This window comes from Clostridium sp. CS1-1, from assembly GCF_056135525.1.
Genome location: NZ_CM148680.1, coordinates 135,050 through 160,405 on the forward strand (window position 1 = coordinate 135,050; position 25,356 = coordinate 160,405).

General features: G+C 32.9%; 25 protein-coding genes, 5 tRNA genes and 1 riboswitch. Of the genes, 29 read left to right on the top strand and 1 reads right to left on the bottom strand.

From position 1 onward, the window contains the following. Window positions 1-49: 49 nt before the first annotated feature. From AC0N0V_RS00645 to mreB, 18 genes are all read left to right on the top strand, one after another. Entirely contained in the window at window positions 50-538 is a 489-nt protein-coding gene (locus AC0N0V_RS00645; protein ID WP_474461613.1) for a deoxycytidylate deaminase, read from the top strand. 205 nt (window positions 539-743) lie between these two features. Continuing rightward, complete coding sequence (locus AC0N0V_RS00650; protein WP_474461614.1) at window positions 744-1,772, top strand: MraY family glycosyltransferase; 1,029 nt, start codon at window positions 744-746, stop codon at window positions 1,770-1,772. Between the two features lie 279 nt (window positions 1,773-2,051). Further along, window positions 2,052-3,203 (top strand): non-hydrolyzing UDP-N-acetylglucosamine 2-epimerase, encoded by a 1,152-nt coding sequence (gene wecB, locus AC0N0V_RS00655; RefSeq protein ID WP_474461615.1) that lies wholly within the window; start codon window positions 2,052-2,054, stop codon window positions 3,201-3,203. A gap of 650 nt (window positions 3,204-3,853) precedes the next feature. Further along, the gene (locus tag AC0N0V_RS00660) at window positions 3,854-4,219 is read left to right on the top strand and encodes an ATP synthase subunit I (protein ID WP_474461616.1); all 366 of its coding nucleotides are present in this window, start codon (window positions 3,854-3,856) and stop codon (window positions 4,217-4,219) included. 21 nt (window positions 4,220-4,240) lie between these two features. Then, complete coding sequence (locus AC0N0V_RS00665) at window positions 4,241-4,921, top strand: F0F1 ATP synthase subunit A (protein WP_474461617.1); 681 nt, start codon at window positions 4,241-4,243, stop codon at window positions 4,919-4,921. A gap of 60 nt (window positions 4,922-4,981) precedes the next feature. Further along, window positions 4,982-5,230, top strand: coding sequence for an ATP synthase F0 subunit C (gene atpE / locus AC0N0V_RS00670; protein ID WP_474461618.1), 249 nt, complete (start codon window positions 4,982-4,984; stop codon window positions 5,228-5,230). 51 nt (window positions 5,231-5,281) lie between these two features. Continuing rightward, a complete protein-coding gene (locus tag AC0N0V_RS00675; protein ID WP_474461619.1) occupies window positions 5,282-5,761 on the top strand; it encodes a F0F1 ATP synthase subunit B in 480 nt (159 codons plus the stop codon). 2 nt (window positions 5,762-5,763) lie between these two features. Further along, window positions 5,764-6,303 carry a F0F1 ATP synthase subunit delta gene (locus AC0N0V_RS00680; protein ID WP_474461620.1) on the top strand — a complete coding sequence of 180 codons (540 nt, stop codon included), beginning with the start codon at window positions 5,764-5,766 and terminating at the stop codon, window positions 6,301-6,303. Window positions 6,304-6,313: 10 nt separating this feature from the next. Beyond that, window positions 6,314-7,828 (top strand): F0F1 ATP synthase subunit alpha, encoded by a 1,515-nt coding sequence (gene atpA, locus AC0N0V_RS00685; protein WP_474461621.1) that lies wholly within the window; start codon window positions 6,314-6,316, stop codon window positions 7,826-7,828. 24 nt (window positions 7,829-7,852) lie between these two features. Continuing rightward, window positions 7,853-8,704 (top strand): ATP synthase F1 subunit gamma, encoded by an 852-nt coding sequence (gene atpG / locus AC0N0V_RS00690; RefSeq protein ID WP_474461622.1) that lies wholly within the window; start codon window positions 7,853-7,855, stop codon window positions 8,702-8,704. A gap of 12 nt (window positions 8,705-8,716) precedes the next feature. Then, window positions 8,717-10,111 (top strand): F0F1 ATP synthase subunit beta, encoded by a 1,395-nt coding sequence (atpD, locus tag AC0N0V_RS00695; RefSeq protein WP_474461623.1) that lies wholly within the window; start codon window positions 8,717-8,719, stop codon window positions 10,109-10,111. Between the two features lie 9 nt (window positions 10,112-10,120). Further along, a complete protein-coding gene (locus AC0N0V_RS00700) occupies window positions 10,121-10,516 on the top strand; it encodes a F0F1 ATP synthase subunit epsilon (protein WP_474461624.1) in 396 nt (131 codons plus the stop codon). Window positions 10,517-10,748: 232 nt separating this feature from the next. Further along, a complete protein-coding gene (locus AC0N0V_RS00705) occupies window positions 10,749-11,441 on the top strand; it encodes a YwmB family TATA-box binding protein (RefSeq protein WP_474461625.1) in 693 nt (230 codons plus the stop codon). A gap of 22 nt (window positions 11,442-11,463) precedes the next feature. Then, window positions 11,464-12,723, top strand: coding sequence for a UDP-N-acetylglucosamine 1-carboxyvinyltransferase (gene murA, locus AC0N0V_RS00710; RefSeq protein WP_474461626.1), 1,260 nt, complete (start codon window positions 11,464-11,466; stop codon window positions 12,721-12,723). Window positions 12,724-12,856: 133 nt separating this feature from the next. Continuing rightward, window positions 12,857-13,912 (top strand): stage II sporulation protein D, encoded by a 1,056-nt coding sequence (gene spoIID, locus AC0N0V_RS00715; RefSeq protein ID WP_474461628.1) that lies wholly within the window; start codon window positions 12,857-12,859, stop codon window positions 13,910-13,912. 156 nt (window positions 13,913-14,068) lie between these two features. Then, entirely contained in the window at window positions 14,069-14,791 is a 723-nt protein-coding gene (locus AC0N0V_RS00720; protein ID WP_474461630.1) for a peptidoglycan DD-metalloendopeptidase family protein, read from the top strand. Between the two features lie 106 nt (window positions 14,792-14,897). Further along, on the top strand, window positions 14,898-15,152 hold the full coding sequence (spoIIID, locus tag AC0N0V_RS00725; RefSeq protein ID WP_474461631.1) for a sporulation transcriptional regulator SpoIIID: 255 nt from the start codon (window positions 14,898-14,900) through the stop codon (window positions 15,150-15,152). Between the two features lie 98 nt (window positions 15,153-15,250). Then, on the top strand, window positions 15,251-16,279 hold the full coding sequence (gene mreB, locus AC0N0V_RS00730) for a rod shape-determining protein MreB (protein WP_474461632.1): 1,029 nt from the start codon (window positions 15,251-15,253) through the stop codon (window positions 16,277-16,279). Window positions 16,280-16,340: 61 nt separating this feature from the next. On the opposite strand, the gene yyaC is transcribed toward mreB, so the two are convergent. Then, a complete protein-coding gene (gene yyaC, locus AC0N0V_RS00735) occupies window positions 16,341-16,877 on the bottom strand; it encodes a spore protease YyaC (protein WP_474461634.1) in 537 nt (178 codons plus the stop codon). 113 nt (window positions 16,878-16,990) lie between these two features. Between yyaC and AC0N0V_RS00740 the strand changes: the two genes are divergently transcribed. The 11 genes from AC0N0V_RS00740 to hpf all read left to right on the top strand — a co-directional run bounded on the left by AC0N0V_RS00740 (window position 16,991) and on the right by hpf (window position 25,240). Beyond that, the gene (locus tag AC0N0V_RS00740; protein ID WP_474461635.1) at window positions 16,991-17,683 is read left to right on the top strand and encodes a hypothetical protein; all 693 of its coding nucleotides are present in this window, start codon (window positions 16,991-16,993) and stop codon (window positions 17,681-17,683) included. A 557-nt stretch (window positions 17,684-18,240) separates the two neighbouring features. After that, window positions 18,241-18,316 (top strand) — tRNA-Thr (locus AC0N0V_RS00745). A gap of 9 nt (window positions 18,317-18,325) precedes the next feature. After that, window positions 18,326-18,410: transfer RNA gene (locus AC0N0V_RS00750), tRNA-Tyr, on the top strand. 6 nt (window positions 18,411-18,416) lie between these two features. Beyond that, window positions 18,417-18,492 (top strand) — tRNA-Val (locus AC0N0V_RS00755). Between the two features lie 17 nt (window positions 18,493-18,509). Further along, window positions 18,510-18,585 (top strand) — tRNA-Thr (locus AC0N0V_RS00760). Between the two features lie 9 nt (window positions 18,586-18,594). Beyond that, window positions 18,595-18,679 (top strand) — tRNA-Tyr (locus AC0N0V_RS00765). Between the two features lie 93 nt (window positions 18,680-18,772). Beyond that, window positions 18,773-18,873, top strand: a riboswitch (SAM riboswitch). 78 nt (window positions 18,874-18,951) lie between these two features. Next, the gene (gene metK / locus AC0N0V_RS00770; RefSeq protein ID WP_474461636.1) at window positions 18,952-20,127 is read left to right on the top strand and encodes a methionine adenosyltransferase; all 1,176 of its coding nucleotides are present in this window, start codon (window positions 18,952-18,954) and stop codon (window positions 20,125-20,127) included. Between the two features lie 164 nt (window positions 20,128-20,291). Beyond that, window positions 20,292-22,544, top strand: a complete 2,253-nt coding sequence (recD2, locus tag AC0N0V_RS00775; RefSeq protein ID WP_474461637.1) for an SF1B family DNA helicase RecD2 — start codon at window positions 20,292-20,294, stop codon at window positions 22,542-22,544. Continuing rightward, window positions 22,513-23,538: a hypothetical protein gene (locus AC0N0V_RS00780; protein WP_474461638.1), complete on the top strand. Its 1,026-nt coding sequence runs from the start codon at window positions 22,513-22,515 to the stop codon at window positions 23,536-23,538. Before recD2 ends, AC0N0V_RS00780 begins: the two co-directional genes overlap by 32 nt. Then, window positions 23,511-24,191 carry a ComF family protein gene (locus AC0N0V_RS00785; RefSeq protein WP_474461639.1) on the top strand — a complete coding sequence of 227 codons (681 nt, stop codon included), beginning with the start codon at window positions 23,511-23,513 and terminating at the stop codon, window positions 24,189-24,191. Before AC0N0V_RS00780 ends, AC0N0V_RS00785 begins: the two co-directional genes overlap by 28 nt. Before the next feature lie 512 nt (window positions 24,192-24,703). After that, window positions 24,704-25,240 (top strand): ribosome hibernation-promoting factor, HPF/YfiA family, encoded by a 537-nt coding sequence (gene hpf / locus AC0N0V_RS00790; RefSeq protein ID WP_474461640.1) that lies wholly within the window; start codon window positions 24,704-24,706, stop codon window positions 25,238-25,240. The last annotated feature ends 116 nt before the right edge of the window (window positions 25,241-25,356 follow it).

Sequence of the window (25,356 nt, forward strand, 5' to 3'; positions counted from 1 at the left end):
TATTATTCAACATATATAGATATTAATCACATTAATATTGGAGGAGCTTATGACAAGAATTGATAAAGATAACTATTATCTAGATATATGTGAAACTGTACTAGAAAGAGGAACCTGTATTAGACGCAATTTTGCAGCTATAATTGTAAAGCAGGATGAGATAATGTCTACAGGATATACTGGGGCACCTAGAGGACGAAAAAATTGCTGTGATTTAGGATATTGTAAACGAGAAGAGTTAAAGGTTCCAAGGGGAACTAGATATGAATTATGTAGATCTGTTCATGCTGAACAAAATGCTATAATATCAGCTAGACGACAGGATATGATAGGTTCAACTATGTATCTTGTAGGTAAGGAGCAAAAGAATGGAGAATATGTATTTAATGCTTCGCCTTGTACATTATGCAAAAGATTTATAATTAATGCAGGCATAGAGAAAATAATTATAAGAGATACAAAGACTAACTATAGAGAGATATCTATTCAAGAATGGATAAGTAATGATGATTCTTTACAAGGGGACTGCTCTTATTGAAGCAAGATCTTAATTCATATGGAGACTCTTTTACCTATATGAATCTTAGATACGCGAATACATGGCTTACTTGGCGTTGAAATCCAACCTGAAGAAAATTAGAGAGCTGAACTCTTGATTTAGTGTGAATTGTTTTCACATTGTGCGTAGGAGACTTACGCCAAGTTAGTCAGGTGAAAGCTTGGTATATAAGGAAGGTTAACTTATGGATAAATTATATGTTTTAGCGATGGTTTCGGTAGCAGTTTCTGCTATGCTTACACCTTTAGTTAAGAAGTTTGCAGTTAAAATAAAGGCAATAGATATACCTAAGGACACCAGAAGAGTGCATAAAAAACCAATACCACTTCTAGGTGGATTAGCTATATATTTTTCATTTATTTTAACTTTAATATTAAAGTCTGGTGAATTATCTAGATCAGAATTAGGAATAATAATTGGAGCAACAATAATAGTAATTGGTGGATTTTTAGATGATAAGTTCGACATAAGGCCATGGCAGAAGCTACTAATGCAGGTCGGAGCATCTCTTACTTTAATATTATTTGGAGTAAGGATTATGTTAATAACAAATCCTATTAGTAGTTCTGAGCTTTATATGAGCTTAGGAATATTGTCAATCCCTTTAACTATAGTTTGGGTAGTTGGAATCACCAATGCTTTAAATTTAATAGATGGACTAGATGGATTGGCAGCTGGCGTTGCATTTATATCAGCCCTTACTATTTTTATAATAGCTCTATTAAATCAAAGATATGAGGCAGCTGTGTTAACGAGTATATTAGCTGGTGCTATACTAGGTTTTTTGCCATATAACTTTAATCCGGCATCTATATTTATGGGGGATACAGGAGCTCAACTTCTAGGTTTTCTGCTTGCGGCTATATCTATGGAAGGAGCTATAAAATCAGCTGCAGCATTTGCAATTGTGGTACCAATACTTGCATTAGGAATACCAATATATGACACTCTTTTTGCTATGATTAGAAGAAAGCTAAATGGAAAACCTATAATGCAGGCAGATAAGGGACATCTTCATCACAGACTTTTAGATATGGGACTAACACAAAGGCAAGCTGTTATAATTATGTATCTAATAAGTGCTGTACTTGGAAGTTTTGCAATACTTGCTATGCAGATAAGTACGCAAAGATCCTACTTTCTCTTAACTATGGTTATGATAGCATTGGTAATAATAGCTTGGAAATTTGGATTTTTTGAGCATAGAGAATAAGTTGTGTTAAGTATTTATCCGATGACTACCCGCTCTAATACTCCCCCGCACTCTGTGAAAGTGGCTCACACAAAATCGAAGATTTTGGTTCGCTACTTGCACGGTGTGAAAGCGACTATCACCAAATCAGAGATTTGGGATATCTGCTTTTCTCCAAGTGGGAGTATTAGAGCGGCTACACCCCTGGATAACGAATTCTAAGCATCAGATAGAGTTAAAACTCCATCTGATGCCAAGAATTCTGTTTATATAACAAATGAATAACGTGGAGGTATACATATGAATAAAATCAAGGTTATTACTATATTCGGAACAAGACCTGAGGCTATAAAGATGGCACCTTTGGTAAAAGAATTGGAAAAAACGCATAAGGTCGAGAATAAGGTATGTGTAACAGCTCAGCATAGGGAAATGCTTGACCAGGTACTAGAACTTTTTCATATTGAGCCTGATTTCGATTTGAATATAATGCAAGCAAAGCAAAGTTTAACTGGGATAACTACAAAGGTATTAGAAGGTTTAGAAGAAATTTTTATTCAAGAAAAACCAGATTTAGTATTGGTACATGGAGATACTACTACAACTTTTGCAGGTGCATTAGCAGCTTTTTACCAAAAAATAAAAGTAGGCCATGTAGAAGCTGGACTTAGAACCTTTGATAAGTACTTTCCATTTCCGGAGGAGATGAATAGAAAATTAACAGGGGCTGTAGCAGATTTACACTTTGCACCAACTAGCGGCTCGAAAAATAATTTGCTTCGAGAAGGAATTGGAGAAAGTCAAATATTCGTTACAGGAAACACAGTAATTGATGCTATGGAATTCACTGTGGAAGATGAATATATATTTAGCAACGATGAATTAAATAAAATTGACTATGATAAAAAGAAAGTTATAATGGTCACAGCACATAGAAGAGAAAATTGGGGGCAGGGTATAGAAAATATATGTAATTCATTAAAAACTTTAGTGGAACAAAATGATGATGTTGAATTAATATATCTGGTACACTTAAATCCAGTAGTTAAAGATACAGTTCATAAAATTTTAGGTGGATTAGATAGAGTTCACTTACTATCTCCGTTAGATACAAAAGAAACTCATAACTTGATGAATAAATGTTATATGATTATGACAGATTCGGGTGGCCTACAAGAAGAGGCACCACACTTGGGTAAACCAGTTCTTGTATTAAGAGATGTTACAGAGAGACCAGAGGCGGTTAAGGCTGGAACAGTTAAACTTGTAGGTACCGATATTGCTGAGATAGTTGAGGTAGCTAATGAATTAATAAATAATTCATCAGAATATGATAAAATGAGTAAAGCTATAAATCCTTATGGGGATGGTAAGTCATCTGAAAGGATAGTAGCCGCAATATTGAAGTGTTTTGGTATGGGAGACGAAGAATACGAGGAGTTTAGTAGTTAGAAAGTTTGCTTTCTAACTACTTTTGTTTTTATATTTTCTAGGGAACAACTAAAGAGTATGATAATATGAAACACATAAATTATTTATATATAACAGTTGAACAAACCTTTGTTAGTAGAACTTTTGTTTTAATAGTATAGATAAAAATTATATTGAAATACATATTCTAGAAAATATAACGGTTGAAAGATGGACTAAAATAATGTAAAGTAATAAATAAGAAAATAAAATCTTTTAAATATATTTAAATTATTGAATATGATAATATCACAGCACGATTGTTAAATAATAAACTAAGATTTTTTTTCGCAAAACGTTTACACGAAATTCACATATAGGTTAAGCTGAAAGGAAGCAAGTTTACCAATATATACATATATGTCAATTTAGATTTTAAGATAAATAAAAGGTTTAAATCCAATGTACAGAAAATTCAATATAATTCGATGCGTAAAATTTAAATTGTTAATTTTTTTTAAACTTAGAAAACGGGATAAAATAGAAGAAACGAAGACAAAAATGCTCCTTATTGTTAAAAAACCAACTATTAAAGCTAAAAATTCAAAATATAAGCAAAATGTAGGATTTTATTTATACTTGCTTAGACTATATAATTAATTATCATGTAAATATTATTGGAGGATACAAAAGTGAAAGATGACCTTCGAGATATGTTAAAAAAAGTTATAATTTTTGATGTAATATTAGCAGTGATTTTGTATTGGACAACCAATATATTTTTTAAAAGTTATTCTCTGATAATTTTACTTGGATTGATAGTAGCCTTTTTAAATCTTGTATTTAATGGCATATTAACAAGATACGCACTTTTAAGTAAAAAGGACAAATATCAATCAATAGCTCTAATAGGGTTTGTAGTAAGAGTATTAGTTGTATGTGGAATAGCAATTGCTATATTTAATCATAATAAGTTTAATGTAGTTGCCTATATATTTGGATATAGTGCACAATTTATATCGTTGACCCTATATGGAATAAACATAAAAAATGAATAATTTATGAAAGGATGTGATTAATTGGAAAAGTTTGAACCTTTGTTTCATCTGAATTTATTTGGATATAAATTCGGTGTAACTTCAAGTTTATTAATTCAGTGGATTTTAATAGTTATAATAAGTATAATAGCTATTATATCTACCAGGAACTTGAAAAAAGTTCCAGACAGAAAGCAAAGTGTTGTAGAGATAGTTGTAGAAACCTTTAATTCACTTGTTAAAGAAAACATGGGAGAAGGATACTCTGCTTTTGTGCCGTACATAGGAACTTTAGCAATTTTTCTTTTATCCATGAACTTATTAGGTTTAATTGGACTTAAACCTCCAACACTTGACTTTAGCGTAGTAGGAGGCCTAGCATTAATATCGTTTATTGTAGTACAGGTAAATGCTATTAAAAGAATAGGATTAGGCCATTACCTAGGTGGCTATTTTAGCCCATATGCTGCATTATTACCATTAAATCTTGTAGAAAGATTTATGCTACCAGTATCTCTAACACTGAGATTATTTGGTAACATGACTGCAGCTTTCGTAGTTATGGAAATGATTTACGAAGGGTTAGGACACTTAGGATTTATAGCTCAAATAGGTATTCCTGTACCACTTCATGCATATTTTGATGTGTTTGATGGTACAATTCAAATGGTTATATTTATGATGCTAACAATGGTTAATATCAAAATTATAGCAGAACACTAAAACTTAGTTATCAATTAATTAAAATAATAAAATTTAATGATTATTTAAGGAGGAAGAAAAATGGGTAACATTGATCCACAAGCATTTGTATCAGGAATGGCAGCAATAGGTGCAGGTTTAGCTGCAATAGGTTGTTTAGGAGGAGGTATTGGAACAGGTAATGCTGCAGGAAAAGCAGTTGAAGGTGTTTCAAGACAGCCAGATGCAAGTGGTAAAATAATAAGTACAATGGTTGTAGGTGCTGCGTTCTCAGAAGCAACATCAATCTACGCATTACTAGTTGCATTATTATTAATATTCACTAAATAGTGCTAGTAGCGCTATTTAAGTCTATGCCTGAAGGGAGGCTTTTATAATAGGATGGAGATACATGTTTCTCAGCTTATAGCCACTATCATAAACTTTGCCATACTATATTTTATCCTAAGGCGTTTTCTATTCAAACCAGTTAACGATACTATAAGCAAAAGACAAAGTGAGATTACTACTAATATAACTAAAGCTGAAGAAGATAGAAAAAAAGCTGAAGAATTAAAAGTAGAAAATCAAAACATATTAAATGGAGCTAAGAGTGAAGGAAAAAGTATAGTAGAAGATTATAAAGTAAAAGCCGAAAAAGTTTCCTCAAATATAATAACAGAAGCTCGCACAGAAGCAGACACTATAATCAGTAGAGCTAAGGTTGAAGCTGAAAGAGAGAAGGAAAAAGCAGCTGATGAAATAAAAAATCAGGTTGTAGATTTAGCTGTCTTATTGTCTTCAAAAGCTTTGGAAGAATCTGTGAGCGAAGAACAGCATAGGAGACTTATAAAGGATTTTATAGCTAAGGTAGGTATCTAACTATGTATGAATATTTGGATAGGAGATACGCTCTTGCACTCTATGAGGTTGCAGAAGGAAAAGGAAAAGTAGAGCAGTATTTAGAAGAATTAAGAAGTATAGTAGCTCTAATAAATAATGATCAAGAGTTCTTAGAACTTATAAGGCACCCTCAAGTAAGTACCTCAAGTAAGAAAAAGTTATTTGAACAAATTTTCAGGAATAAAATTGATGAAGATTTATTATCTTTCTTAATTGTTCTTATAGAAAAAGGAAGAATATTGCAACTTGAAGGAAAGCTTAGAGAGATGGAAAAAATTTATCTTGAGAAGAACAATAAGGTTGTTGCTAAAGTAAAAACTGTTATTCCTCTCATAGATGAAGAAAGAAAAAGCTTAATAGAAAAGCTTCAAACGAAATTTAATAAGAAAGTATTATTAGAAGAAGAAATTGATTCGAGTATAATTGGCGGTATTTACGTACAAGTGGATAACGAAGTAATAGATGGTACCGTAAAATCCAAGCTTGAAGAAATGAAAAAATTAATGCTTAAGAGAGATTAGAGGTGAGCCTATGAACATAAGACCTGAAGAAATAACTTCAATTATAAAACAGGAAATTGAAAAGTATGAAAAGAAAATAGAGACAGTTGATTCAGGTACAATAATCCAAATAGGTGATGGTATAGCCAGAGTTTATGGTCTTAATGAATGTATGGCAGGGGAACTTTTAGAGTTTCCAAACAATATTTACGCTATGGCTCTAAACCTTGAACAGGACAATGTAGGATGCGTTCTTCTAGGTTCTGAGAAAGGTATAAAAGAAGGAGATATAGTTAAGAGAACTGGAAAAGTTGTTGAGGTACCAGTAGGAGAGGCTATGATAGGTAGAGTTGTAAACGCACTTGGTCAGCCTATAGATGGAAATGGTCCTATTAAAACTACTGAAACAAGACCAGTTGAACTTGTAGCTCCAGGAGTTATAACTAGACAGTCAGTTAAACAGCCACTACAAACAGGTATAAAAGCTATAGACTCAATGATTCCTATTGGAAAAGGTCAAAGAGAGCTTATTATAGGAGACAGACAGACAGGAAAGACTGCAATAGCTACAGATACAATAGTAAACCAAAAAGGTAAAGATGTAATTTGTATATATGTTGCGATAGGACAAAAACAGTCAACTGTAGCTCATATAGTTAACAATCTAACTGAAGCAGGAGCGATGGATTACACAATTGTTGTATCAGCTACAGCTTCAGAATCAGCACCATTACAGTATCTTGCGCCATATGCAGGTTGTACAATGGGTGAGTATTTCATGCACCTAGGAAAAGATGTACTTATAGTATATGATGATTTGTCTAAGCACGCTGTTGCTTATAGAGCAATGTCACTATTACTTCGTAGACCACCAGGAAGAGAAGCATATCCTGGAGATGTATTCTATGTACACTCAAGACTTCTTGAGAGAGCTGCAAAGCTTTCAGATAAGCTTGGTGGAGGATCGCTTACAGCGCTTCCTATAATAGAAACTCTTGCAGGAGACGTTACTGCATACATACCAACTAACGTTATTTCTATAACAGATGGTCAGATATTCCTTGAGGCTGAGTTGTTCTATGCTGGACAGAGACCAGCTGTTAACGCTGGTATATCAGTATCCAGAGTTGGTGGTAGTGCTCAGATTAAGGCTATGAAGCAGGTTGCAGGATCATTAAGACTTGACCTTGCACAATATAGAGAACTTGCGGCCTTTGCACAATTTGGTTCAGATCTTGATAAAGAATCTAAGAAGAGGCTTGAAAAGGGTAAAAGATTAATGGAAATCCTTAAACAGCCTCAATACAGACCAGTACCAGTAGAGAAGCAAATTATGATTCTTTATGCAGGTGTTAAGGAACATATTTTGGATGTTCCAGTAGATAAGATTAGCGAATTTGAGAACAAGTTCCTAGAGTATATGGATACACATCACAAGGAAATAGGTCAAGAGATAGTAGAAAAGAAAGCTTTATCTGATGACTTAAGCAAAAGACTTAGTGATGCTATAGAAGAATACAAAAAAATATTTTTAGCAGAGGTATAGTTTTTCCTTTGCGGGAGGTGAAGTATGGCAGGGGCAGGACTTGTTACGATTAAAAGAAGAATTAAATCAATAACCAGTACCCAAAAAATAACAAAAGCCATGGGACTTATTGCCACCTCTAAACTCAGGAAGGTTAGAAATAAACTTGAGGGAAATGATAAATACTCAAAAACTTTTAGTGCTATTGTCAATGAGTTTGTTAAAGGCGCTGAGGAAAAGAGTATTTACATACATGGTAATAAAGGTAAGAAAAAGCTTTATATTACACTAAATTCTGATACAGGACTTTGCGGAGGATTTAATGCTAATGTAGTAAATAAGACTGCGGAGATAATAACTAAAGATAGAGATAATTCTATCCTTATAGCAGTAGGTCAAAAGGGAAGAATGTACTTTAACAGATTAAGATTTCAAACTACAGCTGAGTATGTAGATATACCTGATGTACCTACGTTAAAAGAGGCAGAAGCAATTACATATAAGGCATTAGATTTATATCGTAAGGATGAAGTTGGAGAAGTATATATTGTATATACAAGATTTTTCTCTACTGTAAAACAGGTGGTTAATGTAGAAAAGATACTTCCATTGGAGAATAAGGACACTGAAACAAAGGAACGTTTTGTTAAGTTTGAACCATCTATTGATGAAATGATAGATGATATAGTAGTTATGCAATTGAAACAACAGATATTAAATTATATGCTTCATGCAAAAGCTAGTGAGCAGGGCTCTAGAATGGCTGCAATGGATGGAGCAACAAAGAATGCAAATGAGTTATTGGATAAGTTAAATCTCAAGTACAATAGAGAAAGACAAAGTGCTATAACTCAAGAAATATCCGAAATAGTCGGAGGAGCCGAAGCTCAAAAGTAAGGAGGGACACTAATGCCAAACATAGGCAAAGTTGTTCAGGTTATAGGACCTGTAGTAGATATAAAATTCAGTACAGAAAACCTTCCTAATATATACAACGCTATAGAAATAACTATAGAAGATAGAAAACTCATAACTGAAGTAGCACAACATGTTGGAGACGATATTGTTAGAACTATTTCTATGGAAGCTACAGATGGTTTAAAAAGAGGTATGGATGCACTAGACACAGGTGATCCTATATCTGTACCTGTTGGAGAACCTGTTTTAGGAAGACTTTTCAACTTATTAGGACAGCCAATTGATGAAGCGGGTGAAGTTGTTGCGGATAAATTTTATCCTATTCACAGACCAGCACCAAGTTTTGAAGAGCAATCTGTTAAACCAGAAATGTTCGAAACAGGGATCAAGGTTATAGATCTTCTTGCACCATATCAAAGAGGTGGAAAAATAGGACTATTTGGTGGTGCTGGAGTTGGTAAAACAGTTATTATCCAAGAACTTATAAACAATATAGCTAAACAACATGGTGGTTTATCTGTATTTACAGGTGTTGGAGAAAGAACAAGAGAAGGTAATGACCTTTACTATGAAATGAAGGAATCTGGAGTTATTGATAAAACTGCACTAGTATTTGGTCAGATGAATGAGCCGCCTGGAGCTAGAATGAGAGTAGCGCTTACAGGACTTACTATGGCTGAATACTTCAGAGATCAAGGTCAAGATGTGCTTCTATTTATAGATAATATATTTAGATTTACGCAAGCAGGTTCAGAGGTTTCAGCGCTACTTGGAAGAATACCAAGTGCTGTTGGATACCAACCAACACTTGCAACTGAAATGGGTGCTCTTCAAGAGAGAATAACATCAACAAAGCAAGGTTCTATAACATCCATTCAGGCTGTATACGTACCTGCTGACGACTTAACTGACCCAGCACCAGCAACTACATTCTCTCACCTTGATGCGCAAACAGTTCTTTCAAGAGCTATATCAGAGCTTGGAATATACCCTGCAGTTGACCCGCTAGAGTCAAGTTCAAGAATTCTTGACCCAAGAATAGTAGGGGAAGAGCATTATGCAGTAGCTACTGATGTTAAGCATATACTTCAAAGATATAGAGAACTTCAAGATATCATAGCAATTCTGGGTGTAGATGAACTTTCAGAGACAGATAGATTGGTAGTTATAAGAGCTAGAAGAGTTCAAAGATTCTTATCTCAACCATTTACTGTTGCAGAGCAATTTACTGGATTTAAGGGAGCTTATGTTCAGATAAAAGATACTGTAAGAAGTTTCAGGGAAATACTTGACGGTAAGTATGATAACTTACCGGAAGCAGCATTCTTATTCAAGGGAACTATAGAAGAAGTTGTTGAGAGTGCAAAAGCAATGATGGAAAGTTAGGGGATAAATATGGCAGACGCTTTAAAATTAACTATCCTTACTCCTGAAAAGGAATTTTATACTGGTGAAGTTACACAAATAATAACTGAAAGTACTCAAGGAGGCGTAGGAATACTTCTTGACCATATGCCTTTAGTAACTACTTTAAGACCTTGTGTTACTGAAATCACTGAAAAAGGTGGTAAAAAACTTAAAGCATTTACATCAACAGGTATATTAGAAGTAAAGGATAATGTTGTTAGAATCCTATGTGATGCTTGTGATTGGCCAGAAGATATAGATTTTAAGAGAGCTGAAGAGTCTAGAAAAAGAGCTGAAGAAAGATTAGACACTAAAGGCGAAATAGATGTTAAAAGAGCTGAAATAGCTTTGGCTAGATCTATGGCAAGATTAAAATTAAAATAATTTAATATTAATTGATAATAGTTACAAATAACACGAAACGTAAGTTTCGTGTTATTTTTTTTTATAGCACTATTTCATAAAGTAGTCACACTTTATCGTATAGAGGTATATATTATTAGTATATTAAATTTAAGATAACCTCCTGAATAACTTTCTCAGCAATTGTCCATAATCTAGAAGGGAAGAAAAGGGGGTGACAAGCTCTGAGTATTTAAGTATCAGAGCGGTTCATATGAAGAAAAAAGTGATTATGCTTAGTATTTTACCTTTATTTATACTTCTATTGATGATGACTGATTTATCTGTTACAGAAGCAAAGTCAGATTTATTTAACGATATTTTGAAGAGTACAGATAGTCAGGTTGTAGAGTATGGTATAAAGACCGTATTTACAACGGATGAAAACAGAGAAAAGGTTAGCGATGATATACTAAGAAGTTTAGATTTTTATGATGGATGGAATGTTACATCATTAAAAAATGAGCAGACTTATTGCATAGAATTTGGTAAAGGTAATATAAATGGTTACATAGAAATTATGCAATATGAAAACCATAATGTTGTGACAGTGAATATCATAAAATATGATAATAGCAATTCGCTTGAAGACTTAAGAAACAAGTTAGAAAAATACATAGGTAATAAATATAGTAATGTTAGATACTTTCAATACCTAAAATGTAAGATGCAAAGTGGTGACGTATATTCTACAAATAAACAGATATTAAAGCTTTTAAAAGATCATAGAGCATCAAATATTAATACAATAGATTTAGAAAATGGATATAGCACTACTGCCTATACTAAGCAATATGACTCAATTCAAAGTAATGGTAAATTGATAGATTTTAATTATGCTGTATGTAAATATTCTTCAGGTAATTATATAATTATAGGAACACCTGAAATACTTGTAACATATTAGCAATTATGAATGGAGGATAAGTATGAGCAAAATTGTGGTTAGAGGAGGAAATGAACTAAAAGGAGAAGTAAACATAAGTGCTGCTAAGAACTCTGTATTGCCAATTATTGCAGGGTGTATATTAAGTGGAGATAAATGCATAATAGACGAAGCACCTATGCTTGAAGATGTTTTTGTTATAAGTGATGCGCTTAGAACTATTTCTACAGATATATCTATAAATGAAAAAACTAATAAAATTATAATTGATAGCTCAAACATAAAAGAATGTAATCCTTCGAGTGATTTAATAAAAAGAATGAGAGCATCTTTTTTAATTATGGGACCTATGATATCAAGATTTGGTAGATTTAAACTTTCGCTACCAGGGGGATGTAATATAGGTACTAGACCTATAGACCTGCATTTAAAGGGGTTTAGTGCCCTTGGTGCAGAGGTTAATGTTGGTCATGGATATGTAGAAGCATATGCTAGAAAACTTGTAGGAAGCAAGATTTATCTTGATTTCCCTTCTGTAGGAGCTACAGAAAATATAATGATGGCAGCTGTAATGGCAGAAGGTGAAACTGTAATAGAAAATGCAGCAGAAGAACCCGAAATTGAAGATTTGGGAAGGTTTTTAAATAGTATGGGTGCAAGTATAGTTGGAGCAGGTACAGGAACAGTACGTATTGTAGGTGTTAAGAGCTTAAAAGGAACAACTCATAGACCTATATGCGACAGAATCGAGGCAGGGACCTTTATGACGGCAGCCGCAATTACTAGAAGCAAGATTAAAATCAATGGAATAAATGAAGAACACTTAAAGCCTATAATCGCAAAGTTAACTGAAGCTGGAGTCATCATATCAGTCGATGGAAGTAGTATGATTGTAGATGCTACAGGAAACCTAAAGCCAATAGATATTAAAACTATGCCTTATCCAGGCTTTCCAACAGATATGCAATCTCAAATGACGGGATTACTATGCACAGTGAAAGGAACTAGTATAGTTACTGAAACAATTTTTGAGAATAGGTTTATGCATGCTGCTGAGATGAAGAGAATGGGTGCTAATATAAAAATTGATGGTAGAAGTGCAGTAATAGAAGGTGTCGATAGACTTACCGGAGCAGAAGTTAGGGCCACAGATCTAAGAGCAGGAGCAGCACTTATATTATGTGGATTAGTGGCAGAAGGAGAGACTCAACTTACAGATGTTTATCACGTAGATAGAGGCTATGTAAATATAGAGAGAAAATTAAAAGCTTTAGGCGCAGACATAGAGAGAGTAGATATGTAAGATTATAACTTTGGTGTTTAAAGAGAAGATTAAAGTCTTCTCTTTTTTATATTTAAAAATATAGTAATAATTTAGTAACAACAAAAATAAACTTATACTGTATTTCACAAAAGAGTTTCGGGGAGGGTACGGTATGAGGAGAAACAATATTCAACTATATCTAAGGCGATTCCTAATTATGATTTTTATGAGTATAGTTTTTATAATAGCACTTTCTACACTTATGGTAGGAATTGGACAAGGTGGAGTTAATTTAAGCAAGTCAATTATTCCAAGATTTTTAATGAAGTCAAATAATATAGTTTTCAATGAGAGCAATGGTGGGCCTAAAATTAAGGTTTACATAACTAAGGACAACAAGGTTGAGGATATGCTTCTTGAAGATTATGTTAGAGGAGTAGTTGCAGCTGAAATGCCAGCCGAATTTACGATTGAGGCATTAAAAGCTCAAGCTGTAGCAGCTAGAACCTTTGCATTAGCTCATATGGAGGAATTTGGAGGAAAGAAATATAAAAGTGATACTGGAGCTAATGTTTGTGATACAGTTCAATGTCAGGTATATATGAGCAAAGAAGATAGACTAAAGTCCTGGCAAAAGAGTAAAGGAGATGAATATTGGAACAAGTTATCAGATGCAGTAAAACAAACTTCAGGAGAAGTTTTAATGATTAATGACAAGGTTATATTAGAACCTTATTATTTTGCAGTAAGTAGTGGGAAAACAGAAAATGCATTAGATGTTTTTTCAGAAAATGCTCCATATCTTAGAAGTGTTAGTAGTCCAGGTGAAGAAGTAGCGCCTAAATTTAAGAGCGTAGTTAAAGTGACATATAGTGAATTTGTAAAGAAGATAAACTCTCAATATCCTAATACTGGTTTATCACAATCAAAATTAAAAAGTCAGGTAAACATAATAAGTAGAAATGAGAGTGGGTCTGTAAAAGAAATTAAGGTTGGTAGAACAACTATGACTGGATCTAAATTTAGGAGTATTATGGGGTTAAATTCAGCTAATTTCGATATAAAGTACAACATCAGTAATATAGAGATAAGTTGTATTGGATATGGTCATGGGGTTGGTATGAGCCAGTGGGGAGCAAATGCCATGGGAAAGTCAGGCAAAGATTATAAACAAATATTGAAGCATTATTATAGTGGAGTGGAAATTACGAAGATAACAAGTAAGTAATTTAGAGCTAGGTAGAGGGTAATGAGAATTTTGATGAATTCTTATTACCCTATTTTCATTATTTGTCAAAAAAGAATGAAAATAATAGAAAAAAATTTTTATAAAATATGTATTTTTTACCACACTCTGGACAAACTACAAAAAGGAGGTGTTCGTATGGACAAAAAATTTTTAAACAAAACATTAAATTTCTTTAAGAAGGAGGGCTTCTATGTAGTATTGTTTATATGCTTATGTGTAGTAGCTACAGTGGCAGTTTTAACCGCCAAAAATAATAAGCATACAGAGAATACTCCAGTTCAGCAAAATAATGTATCACAACAAAATACAAATAAAGATGTTGCAAAAGCTGGAAATGAGCCTTCTCTAAATTATGATAATGCTCTTCAAGTAAAGAAAAATACCAAAACAGAAACAACTGTACAAAAGGATAGAGCAAACGCAAAAGGAGTTTCTAGCACAGTGAATACTACATTCCAAAAGCCAGTAGAAGGAAGCGTAGCAAGAACATATTCAGAGGATCCTGTTTATTGGGACTCTACAGGTAGCTATAGACCAAATCTTGGATATGATATAAAAGCTGATTTAGGCAAACCTGTGTTGGCTGTAATGGATGGAAAAGTAGAAGAGGTTAGTAGCTCCACACAAGATGGGGTACAAATTGTTATAAATCATCAAAATGGTTTAAAGACTGTTTATTCTAACTTAGATTCAAAAGTAAAGGTTACTAAGGGCCAAACAATAGGTAAAGGAACAGTTATAGGTACTGTTGGTAAAACTACATTAAGAGCAGCATACGAGAAATACGGGGATCATTTGCACTTTGCAGTTTTAAAAGGTAAAGACTTTATTGATCCAAGTAAATACTTAAAATATTAATATTTAGCCATTTTCCGAGGAGTTTATCGGAAAATGGCCAACATAACGAATTTAAAAACGTGAAACAGCATATTTATAAATATAGAAGGATTAAGGAGGTACCACGTTGAAAGATTACATTGAAGAAAGAGTTTTAGAAGTTGCAAATTATATTATAGGATCAAGAGCTACAATAAGAAAAACAGCCAAGGTTTTTGGAGTGAGTAAAAGTACCATACACAAAGATATGACAGAAAGGTTACCTAAAATAAATCCTCAAATTGCGGAAGAAGCTAAGATAATCTTAGATTATAATAAAGCTGAAAGACATATAAGAGGTGGCAAAGCAACTAAAATGAAGTATAAAGCTATTGAAGGTTAAAAACATTCCGATTATAATTAAACTATAAAGATAGTATAAATAGACAAATTTCATATTTTTATTACAAAAAGCCGGGGTAGATTAGGAGTGAAAAAGGAATGTTTTTTAGTATAGGAACAGATATGGGTATTGATTTAGGTACAGCAACAGTGCTTGTTTACATTAAAGGTAGGGGCGTAATATTAAAGGAACCTTCAGTAGTTGCTATAGATAGGAACAAAAACAAGGTACTAGCTGTAGGAGAAGAGGCTTGGCAGATGATAGGTAGAACACCTGGAAACATCGTGGCCATTCGTCCTTTGAGGGATGGGGTTATATCTGACTATGATATAACAGAAAAAATGTTAAAGTATTTTATATCTAAAGCTTGTGGTAAAAAGAGAATGTCAGCACCGAGGGTAGTGGTTTGTGTACCTTGTCAGGCTACAGAGGTTGAAAAAAGAGCTGTAATCGATGCAGCTAAAAATGCTGGCGCTAAAAAGGTATTCTTAATAGAGGAACCCTTAGCAGCTGCAATAGGAGCTGGGCTAGACATTACAAAAGCAAGTGGCAACATGGTTATTGACATAGGAGGCGGAACTACCGACATTGCAGTTATATCCCTAGGTGGAATAGTTGTAAGATCATCTATTAAGGTAGCAGGAGACAAGTTTGATGAAGCTATAATGAGATATATAAGAAAAGAGCATAAATTAATGATTGGAGAAAGAACTGCAGAAGATTTGAAGATAAATATAGGTTCTGCGTTTGATAGAGAAAAAGTAGTTATGGAAATAAGAGGAAGAGACCTAATTTCAGGCCTTCCCAAGAATATAACTGTATCCTCAGATGAAATGAGGGAAGCATTAAGAGAAATAGTAAACGCAATAGCAGAGACAACTCATGCAGTATTAGAAAAAACACCACCGGAGTTAGCGGCAGATATAGCCGATAAGGGAATAATTATGACCGGTGGAGGCGCTTTACTTAATGGCCTTAGCAATCTAATACAGGAGGTAACCAAAGTACCTGTGTATGTGGCTGAAGAAGCCGTATCCTGTGTAGCATTAGGTACAGGCAAAGTATTAGAGTACTTGGACAAGATGGAAGTCACTTTTATTGGCGATGATATAACTTTAATAGACTAAAATATTTTATAAGTAAAAAAGCAAAATCCTTTAAAATTATTTAAGGACTTTGCTTTTTTATTTATAAGATATTAGTATTATCATACAGGTAATAAGAGTGAATTAAGGAATCGGTAATTACTTTGGCCATACTTAATACTAAGTCCAGTCGGATGTTATTGCTGTTGAATATTTCATCATTGTCGTTAGAATCCACTATACCTATGATGGAGGTTTCGCCGACATTTGGAAGAGATTTACCAACACCTTTGCCAGGATGTACAGGGTAATCTCTAGCTTGAATTTCCCCTATACTATCTGAATCTCCAAGACATGCATCAATACCTATTATATTGTTGTGAGGGTGCAAAAGTTTTATTTCATTTAACTTTTTATCAATATTTAAAGCATGTATTGGATCTGAAACTGTACCATATACAGGTAAAGGGAAATTTTTTGATCTAAGTAAGGTTCCAACTAATGGGCCAAGACAATCCCCTATGCATCTATCAGTACCAATACATACTATTATAGTATCTTTGTCAATATAATCTTTTAAAAAGTATGCAATTTCATAATAGGATAGTGGGTTTTTATAATTAGCTTTCACTTTATTCAATAACATACACCTCCCTAATAATTTATATGAGAATAACTTATAAAATATTAAATAAAAGTGAATAAAATATTAAATAAATGGGATAATATCAGAGGTGCAAGGAGGTGTAGCTTATGAGTATTAAATTCAAATCATTTGTTGTGATTTTGTCTACTACTATTTGCGTATTATTCATGCTATTTCCAAATAGGATTCAGAATAGCAAGGATATACTAAAACAGAACATTAATTTGGTAATAAATAAAGATAGGAGTAGTAGTAATGATAAAAAAGCAAGTAAGGAAAAAGGTGAGGATGACTTAGATTCTAAAAATATCAAAAATCTAAGTCAGTTTCTAATAACTGATAAATACAAGAAATTTAAAATGGAAACACTAGGTAAACAAATAAGTCGGGATAAAGTTGACTTTTTTTATGAGAATATAGGTTATAATTCTAAAAATGAGAAAAGTGATAGTAATATGAAGATAGCTAATGAAGAAATTAAGAAGAAAAATGATAAGAATTCCGTTACAGTAAAGCAAGATATTAAAAATAAGAAAAAAGAAGAAATAGCTGTATTCAATTATTCAGAGAATGGAAATATTCACAGTTTAACAGATTCGGATAAATCTAAGTTGATGTCTGTATCAAGTAAGCTATCAGTAGTTGATTATCAGAAAGTAAAAGAATATCTTATAAAAGCAGATAATAGCGATATAAGAGATGTTATGAAATTACTTAAAGAAAGACTATCAGATAAAGAATATGATAAAATTAGATATATTGAAAGTAAGCTTGCAATCAATGAAACGATAGAGCAATAGTAAAACTGGGACAAAAAAGGTACTTGTGCCTATAGATTGTCACAGTTTATTTTTTATTTATCTTTCTATAACCCTTATGCAGCAAGGCCATAAGCCGAGGACATTAATTTAAAAAGATATTAGAGAGATTTAGAAAAAATAATCATCTAGTAATTATTAAATTGTATTTATCCGATGACTACCCGCTCTTTACTCCCTCGCACTCTGTGAAAGCGACTATCACCAAATCAGAGATTTGGGATATCTGCTTTTCTACAAGGGTACGTTGCGAGCGGCTACGTCCCTGGATAACGATTTCTAAGCATCAGGTGGAGTTAAAACTCCATCTGATGCCAAGAACTCTGTTTATGTAAAATGTTCTGTGTCGACAAGTTATTATAATTTAAGATAAAAATAAAAATGAATTAGTGAGAAAAAATTAGAAATACATAGTAATTTAAAGAAATTACAGCTAAATATTGGTTAAATGAGCTTATATGGGGTTGAAAATATTCTTATAACATTGTATACTAATCCATGTCAGATCGGTTGAGAAACAAACCGACAGAACAAGATAAGCTGGCATAGCTCAGCAGGTAGAGCAACTGACTTGTAATCAGTAGGTCGCGAGTTCGATTCTTGCTGCCAGCACCAAGCAAATATGGAGGAATTCCCGAGTGGCCAAAGGGGGCAGACTGTAAATCTGTTATCATTGATTTCGATGGTTCGAATCCATCTTCCTCCACCATAATAAGGGCGCATAGCTCAGCCGGGAGAGCACCTGCCTTACAAGCAGGGGGTCACAGGTTCGATCCCTGTTGTGCCCACCAAAAGTTAATATTAATAAGCTGGCATAGCTCAGCAGGTAGAGCAACTGACTTGTAATCAGTAGGTCGCGAGTTCGATTCTTGCTGCCAGCACCAAGTAAATATGGAGGAGTTCCCGAGTGGCCAAAGGGGGCAGACTGTAAATCTGTTATCATTGATTTCGATGGTTCGAATCCGTCCTCCTCCACCATAAGTAAAGCACTTTTTAAGTGTTTTATTTTTTTTAGACATAATGCATTTTACTTTAAAAAATACATAGTACATAATATAAAATTGAATATAACTCTTATCAAGAGAGGTGGAGGGAAAGGGCCCGATGAAACCCGGCAACCAGCTTTAAAGCTAAGGTGCCAATTCCTGCAGTAATGATCTGCAAGATAAGAGAGTTGTTAAGCTATTTAACCTCTTCTTATAGAAGGGGTTTTTATTTTTAATTTTAAAAGTTTTAAAGGAGGCAAAGTGATGAGAAGATTATTTACTTCAGAATCAGTTACAGAAGGACATCCAGATAAAATTTGTGATCAGATTTCAGATTCTATTCTTGATGCTATATTAGAAAAAGACCCAAATGGAAGAGTAGCTTGCGAAACAGCAGTTACTACAGGTATGGTTATGGTTATGGGAGAAATATCAACTAACTGTTATGTTGATATCCCAAGATTAGTTAGAAAGACTATAGAAGAAATAGGATACACTAGAGCTAAATTTGGATTTGACTGTGATACATGCGCGGTTCTTACTTCAATAGATGAACAGTCATCAGATATAGCTATGGGAGTTGATGAAGCTCTAGAGTCTAAAATGGGACAAATGGATAAAATGGAAGCTGTAGGTGCAGGAGATCAGGGAATGATGTTTGGTTTTGCTACAAATGAAACACCTGAATATATGCCTATGCCAATAAGTCTAGCTCATAAGCTTTCAAGAAGATTATCTGAAGTAAGAAAAAGTGAAACTTTAACATACTTAAGACCAGATGGAAAAACACAAGTTACTGTGGAGTATGAAAATGATAAACCAGTTAGAGTTGATGCAATAGTTATATCAACTCAACACGATCCAGAGACAACTCGTGAACAAATAGAAAAAGACATGTTAGAGCATGTAATAAAGCCTGTTATACCAGCAAATCTTTTAGATGATAATACTAAGTATTTTATAAATCCAACAGGAAGATTCGTTGTTGGAGGCCCACAAGGAGATGCAGGATTAACTGGAAGAAAAATAATTGTTGATACTTATGGTGGATATGGTAGACATGGCGGTGGAGCATTCTCGGGAAAAGATCCAACTAAGGTTGATAGATCTGCTGCATATGCTGCAAGATGGGTTGCTAAAAACCTTGTTGCTGCTGGAGTTGCAGATAAGCTAGAAATACAAGTTGCTTATGCTATAGGAGTAGCTAAACCTGTATCTATTACTGTTGATACTTTTGGAACAGGTAAAATAGATGATGGTAAGATCATAGAAATAGTAAATAAGGTGTTTGATTTAAGACCTGCTGCTATAATAAATGAATTAAATTTAAGAACACCGATATACAAACAAGTTGCAGCTTATGGACATTTTGGAAGAACTGATGTAAATGTTCCATGGGAAGGTTTAAGTAAAGTTGAAGAAATAAAGAAATATTTATAGTAAAAAAACTCTTATGCTTGTGCATAAGAGTTTTTTTACTAGTTAAGAATTAAGAGTGAAGAGTTGAAATTTTAAATTCTAACTCTCAACTACTAACTATAAAAAATATGTTATAATTAAAATAAAGTGAAAGTGAAACACAAAAAAGAAATAGGAGCGAGCTTATGCAAGAAATACAGGGTGTTGTGGAAGATATAGTATTTCAAAATGAGGAAAATGGTTACGTAGTGTCTAGGGTTAAAAGTGGAAAAGAAACTATAACAATAGTTGGTTGTATACCATACATAACTGAAGGTCAAAATCTAAAATTGGGTGGTGAATGGGTATTACATCCGCAATTTGGTCAGCAGTTTAAGGTATCCTCATGTGAAGAAATAGTGCCAAGTTCTATTTTAGGGATTGAAAGGTACTTAGCCTCTGGAATAATAGCAGGTATAGGCCCTGTTACTGCTAAGAAAATTGTTGAAAAGTTTGGAGATAGAACCTTAGAGGTATTAGATAATGATATAGAAAGATTAAAAGAAATAGATGGTATTGGTCAAAAAAAGATAGCTTTAATATGTGAGTCCTATTCCAAACAAAATGAAGTGAGAAATGTAATGATTTTTCTGCAGACATATGGAATTACTCCAAATCAGTGTGTAAAGATTCATAAAAGATTTGGGGCTGAATCCATAAAGATTGTGAAGGAGAATCCTTATATATTAACTGAGGAAATATCTGGTGTAGGATTTAAAACTGCAGACAAAATTGCAAGAAGTTTAGGAATAGATTTAAACTCTCCTTTTAGAATACAAAGTGGAATAAGATATTTAATAAATCAATTTTGTGGACTTGGAAATACCTATATGCCGTTTGAAAATCTCTTGAAAGAAGGAATAGACATACTAGCAGTATCAAGAGAAGAAATTGAAGAAAACATATATGAAGCACAAATCAATGGGAAAATAAAAATCGAAAAGTTTGAGAATAAAATATGTGTTTTTTCGATTCCGTATTATTATTCTGAAATTGCAGTAACAAAAAAAATTCTTTCTTTAGCGTTTAGCAAGTATGACGATACTGGAGTATCTGTAGATAAAGAAATAAAAGAGTTTGAAACAAGTAATAGTATAAGATTTGCACCATCACAAAAAGAAGCGATTAAAGGTGCTATAGAAAATGGAGTGGAAATTATAACAGGAGGGCCAGGTACAGGTAAAACCACTATAATAAACTGCATAACTGAAATATTTGAAAAATCAGGCCTTAAAGTATACATGGGAGCTCCTACAGGGAGAGCTGCTAAGAGGATGACTGAAGCCACAGGTAAAGAGGCTAAAACAATACATAGGCTTCTAGAGATGGGGATAAGTGAAGAGGATGAAAGTCTTCTTTTATCCAGGGGAGAAGAAGTGCCTCTAGAGTGTGATGTAGTTATAATTGATGAAGCTTCAATGATAGACATAATGCTTATGAGTAATCTTTTAAAGGCGTTATCTCTCGGAACTAGATTAATAATTGTCGGAGATGTGGATCAGTTACCATCAGTTGGTCCTGGAAACGTACTTAGAGATTTAATTGAAAGTAATAGTATAAAAGTAGTAAGGCTAAATGAGATATTTAGACAATCGCAGGAAAGTATGATTGTTATGAATGCTCATAAGATTAATGCTGGGGAAATGCCTGTATTAAATCAAAGGGATAAGGATTTCTTTTTCATAAGGTGTGAAGAGCCAAATAAGATAAAAGATACGTTAATATCTCTTATCAATAGCAGGCTTCCAAATTTCAACAAGAGCTGGGATAAGACGAAGCATATTCAAATTCTTTCGCCGATGAGAAAAGGACTTTTAGGTGTATCGAATTTAAATAAGGAACTTCAAGATATTTTAAATCCTAAGGATGAGAGTAAAAAGGAAAAAGAATTTAAGGATATGATTTTTAGGGTTGGTGACAAAGTGATGCAGACTAAGAATAACTACTCTTTGAAATGGGTTAGGGTATTTGGAGAAGGCGAAAAAGAGGGAGTAGGTATTTTTAACGGGGATGTCGGATACATAGAATATATAGACGAAGAAAAGCAGACACTAGCGGTAATATTCGATGAAGAAAGAGAAGTAATTTATGAAAATATATACCTAGATGAATTAGATTTAGCTTATGCAATAACAATTCACAAGAGTCAGGGAAGTGAATTTCCGGTGGCTATTATTCCTATATTTATGGGTCCCCCACTACTTATGAATAGAAATTTGCTTTACACGGCGATAACGAGGGCAAAACAGCTAGTAGTTTTAGTTGGAGATATAAAGGCAACTAAGTTTATGATAAATAATAATAAGAGCTTTGAAAGATATTCATTATTGAAACATAGAATAATGGATATAATGGAGAGTGAAGAGGATGTTGTTATTCAGGAAGAGAAACTTAAGTGAAGAAAAAGATAGATTTAATAATAGTATACTAAATTGGGGGATGAGTAATGAGCGATTTCTAAACGTAGTTTCACCCCCATATAATTCAGCAGGTATATTTCTTAAGTTATTACTTTACTATGTAAAGATCGGAAAAAGAGTAGTATATATTACTAATGAAGATTCAGACAAGGTAAGTATACTTGATTTTATAAAAAGGTATACAAGTTTTAGAGATTATACTTATATAAGAAATTCAGAGATAAGTATTAATTCAATGCTTAAGATATGCAACTTCAGTAATGCAATTAACCTGCAAGAAAGGTTTGATTTAATAATATATGATGATGTGAATAGTTTTCCTATGCATAGTAAATATGAAATCTTAGATTTGATATCAAAAATTTCTAAGGATAATACTAAGGTTATAGTGTATTCTATCGAAGGTATATTAAATTGTGGACGAGAAATTGTATTGCCGATAAAGGATAGCAGAGTTCCAATAATAGAGCCAAGAATTATATTAACAAGAATTGATATAAATAAAGATATACCTTTTGTTATATATGATTATTTAAAATGGTCAATAAGTTCTGATAGGAAAGTAGTTATATGTGTTCCGGATGAAGAAAGATTAGAAAATGTTTATTACTATATTAGAACTTACTGTAAGAACATAAGTAGGAATGTAACTTGTTATATGAAGGATAAATCAGGCAAAAGGATACTTTCAAATTTTGAAAAAATAAAAAGTTCGGTAATTATAACTAACGACTTTGAGAATATTTTTAATAATGTAAAAAACATGGATATAATGGTTTACTTTGCTGATGACTTTGAATTTGATTATAAGAAGCTTACTTATTTCTGTGGTAGTGTGAATAGAGGAGAAAAAGATTCGAAAGGAGAAGTTATATTTTTAGCAAATGAAGAAACAAGCGATATGGAAAAAGCAAAAGATATAACTAGAAATTTTAATAAAGAAGCATGGGAAATGGGATTGTTAAGAATTTAAAATTTATATGGGATTGTATACTACAGGTAATATACTCAAATGATGATGGGTGTGTTGTATGTGGGGAAGAATTTTATGAAGATAAAATAATTTGTAATAAATGCGAAAAAAATATAAAATTTTGCAATGATATTTTTAAGATAGAAAAGAATAATATCGAATTTAACTGTTATAGCGTAGCATATTATTCAAGTGTTATGATGGAGCTAATATTGAGATTGAAGTATAAAAATGATTTCAGGTCAGGAGAAGCTATCGCCGAATATATGAAGAGTGTAGTATTAAATAAAAGTATAGATTTTGACATAATAACATATATTCCTATGACTAAAAAGTCTTTAAAAAAGAGAGGCTATAATCAGAGTGAATATTTAGCTAAGAAAATAGGAGAACTACTAAATAAGCCAGTAATTCCTTGTTTTATTAAGATTAAGGAAACAAAAGACCAAATTGGACTAAATGGAAATGAGAGATGGAATAATGTATATGGCAGTTTTGATGTCATAAATAAAAATAATATAATAAGTAAAAAAATTTTGCTTATAGATGACGTTATAACCACTGGTGCTACTGCGTTTTACTGTGCAAGTGAGTTAACGAAAAATAAAATAAATAAAATTACTATATTGACTGCTGCAAAAAGTAATGTATAATTTATTATATATTAAGTTAGGTTTGTGGTTGAAAATCGATGCTAGTCGCAGGCAAAACGATCCACGTAAGTTAAATAAAATGTTTAATGAGCATGGTGCGGTTTAGAGGTAAGTCCTGCCGTCTTAAAAGACGAGAGAGTCAGTAGTGAGAGGTTAATTCCGGGTAGCAAAATCTCCAGCAGGCGAGTGTGGGGTCAAAAACCAGGTCAACTAGCTTAATATCTAAAATTAAAGTTCTTAATCTAAAAAGATTAAGAACTTTAATTTTTTTTTGAGTTTTGAACATAATAATAATGTAAGTACAAATGAGTTGATAAAAAATCTTAATAAATAATCATGAGAGTTTGTACAATATTTTGTTAATTCGCTCTTTATACTCTTGTATTTTGATGTAAAGAGTATTAAAATAGAGTTAACAGTTAGTTAAACCTATACTTAAGAGAAAAATTATGGTATAGGATTTTATCCTAACAAAGTGACAAAGTCACAACAAAGAGGAAGGGGCTGGAAATATGAATATAGCGGTAAGTGGAAAAAATATCGAAATAACTCCTGCATTGAGAAGTGTTGTGGAGAAAAAGGTGTCGAAACTAGAAAAGTATTTCAAACCTCATATAGAAGCACATGCTACATTAAGCGTAGAAAAGAATAGACAAATTATAGAAATAACTATTCACTTTGGTGGAATAATATTAAGAGCTGAGGAAGTACATGATGATATGTATGCAGCTATTGATATAGCTGTAGATAAATTAGAAGGACAGATAAGAAAGCAGAAGACAAAGCTTGAAAAAAAATATCGTGAGGAATCAGTGAGATTCTTACAACCTACTACTGATGCTCCTTATGTAGATGATGGTGATGATGACCCAAGGATAGTAAAAACTAAGAGATTTGCTGTTAAGCCAATGTCTGCAGAAGAGGCAGTTCTACAAATGGAACTTATTGGACACAGCTTTTTCGTATATCAGGATGCTGAAAGTGAAGAAGTAAATGTAGTTTATAGAAGAAAAGACGGAAACTATGGTTTGATAGAACCAGAGTTTTAGTTAAAAGAGGAAGCTTCATGCTTCCTCTTTTATTTTGCTACATTGCAAATATTAACTTTGCAAAATGACTATAATATATGTAAAATATTATATTATAAAGAAGTTATATTCTTAAA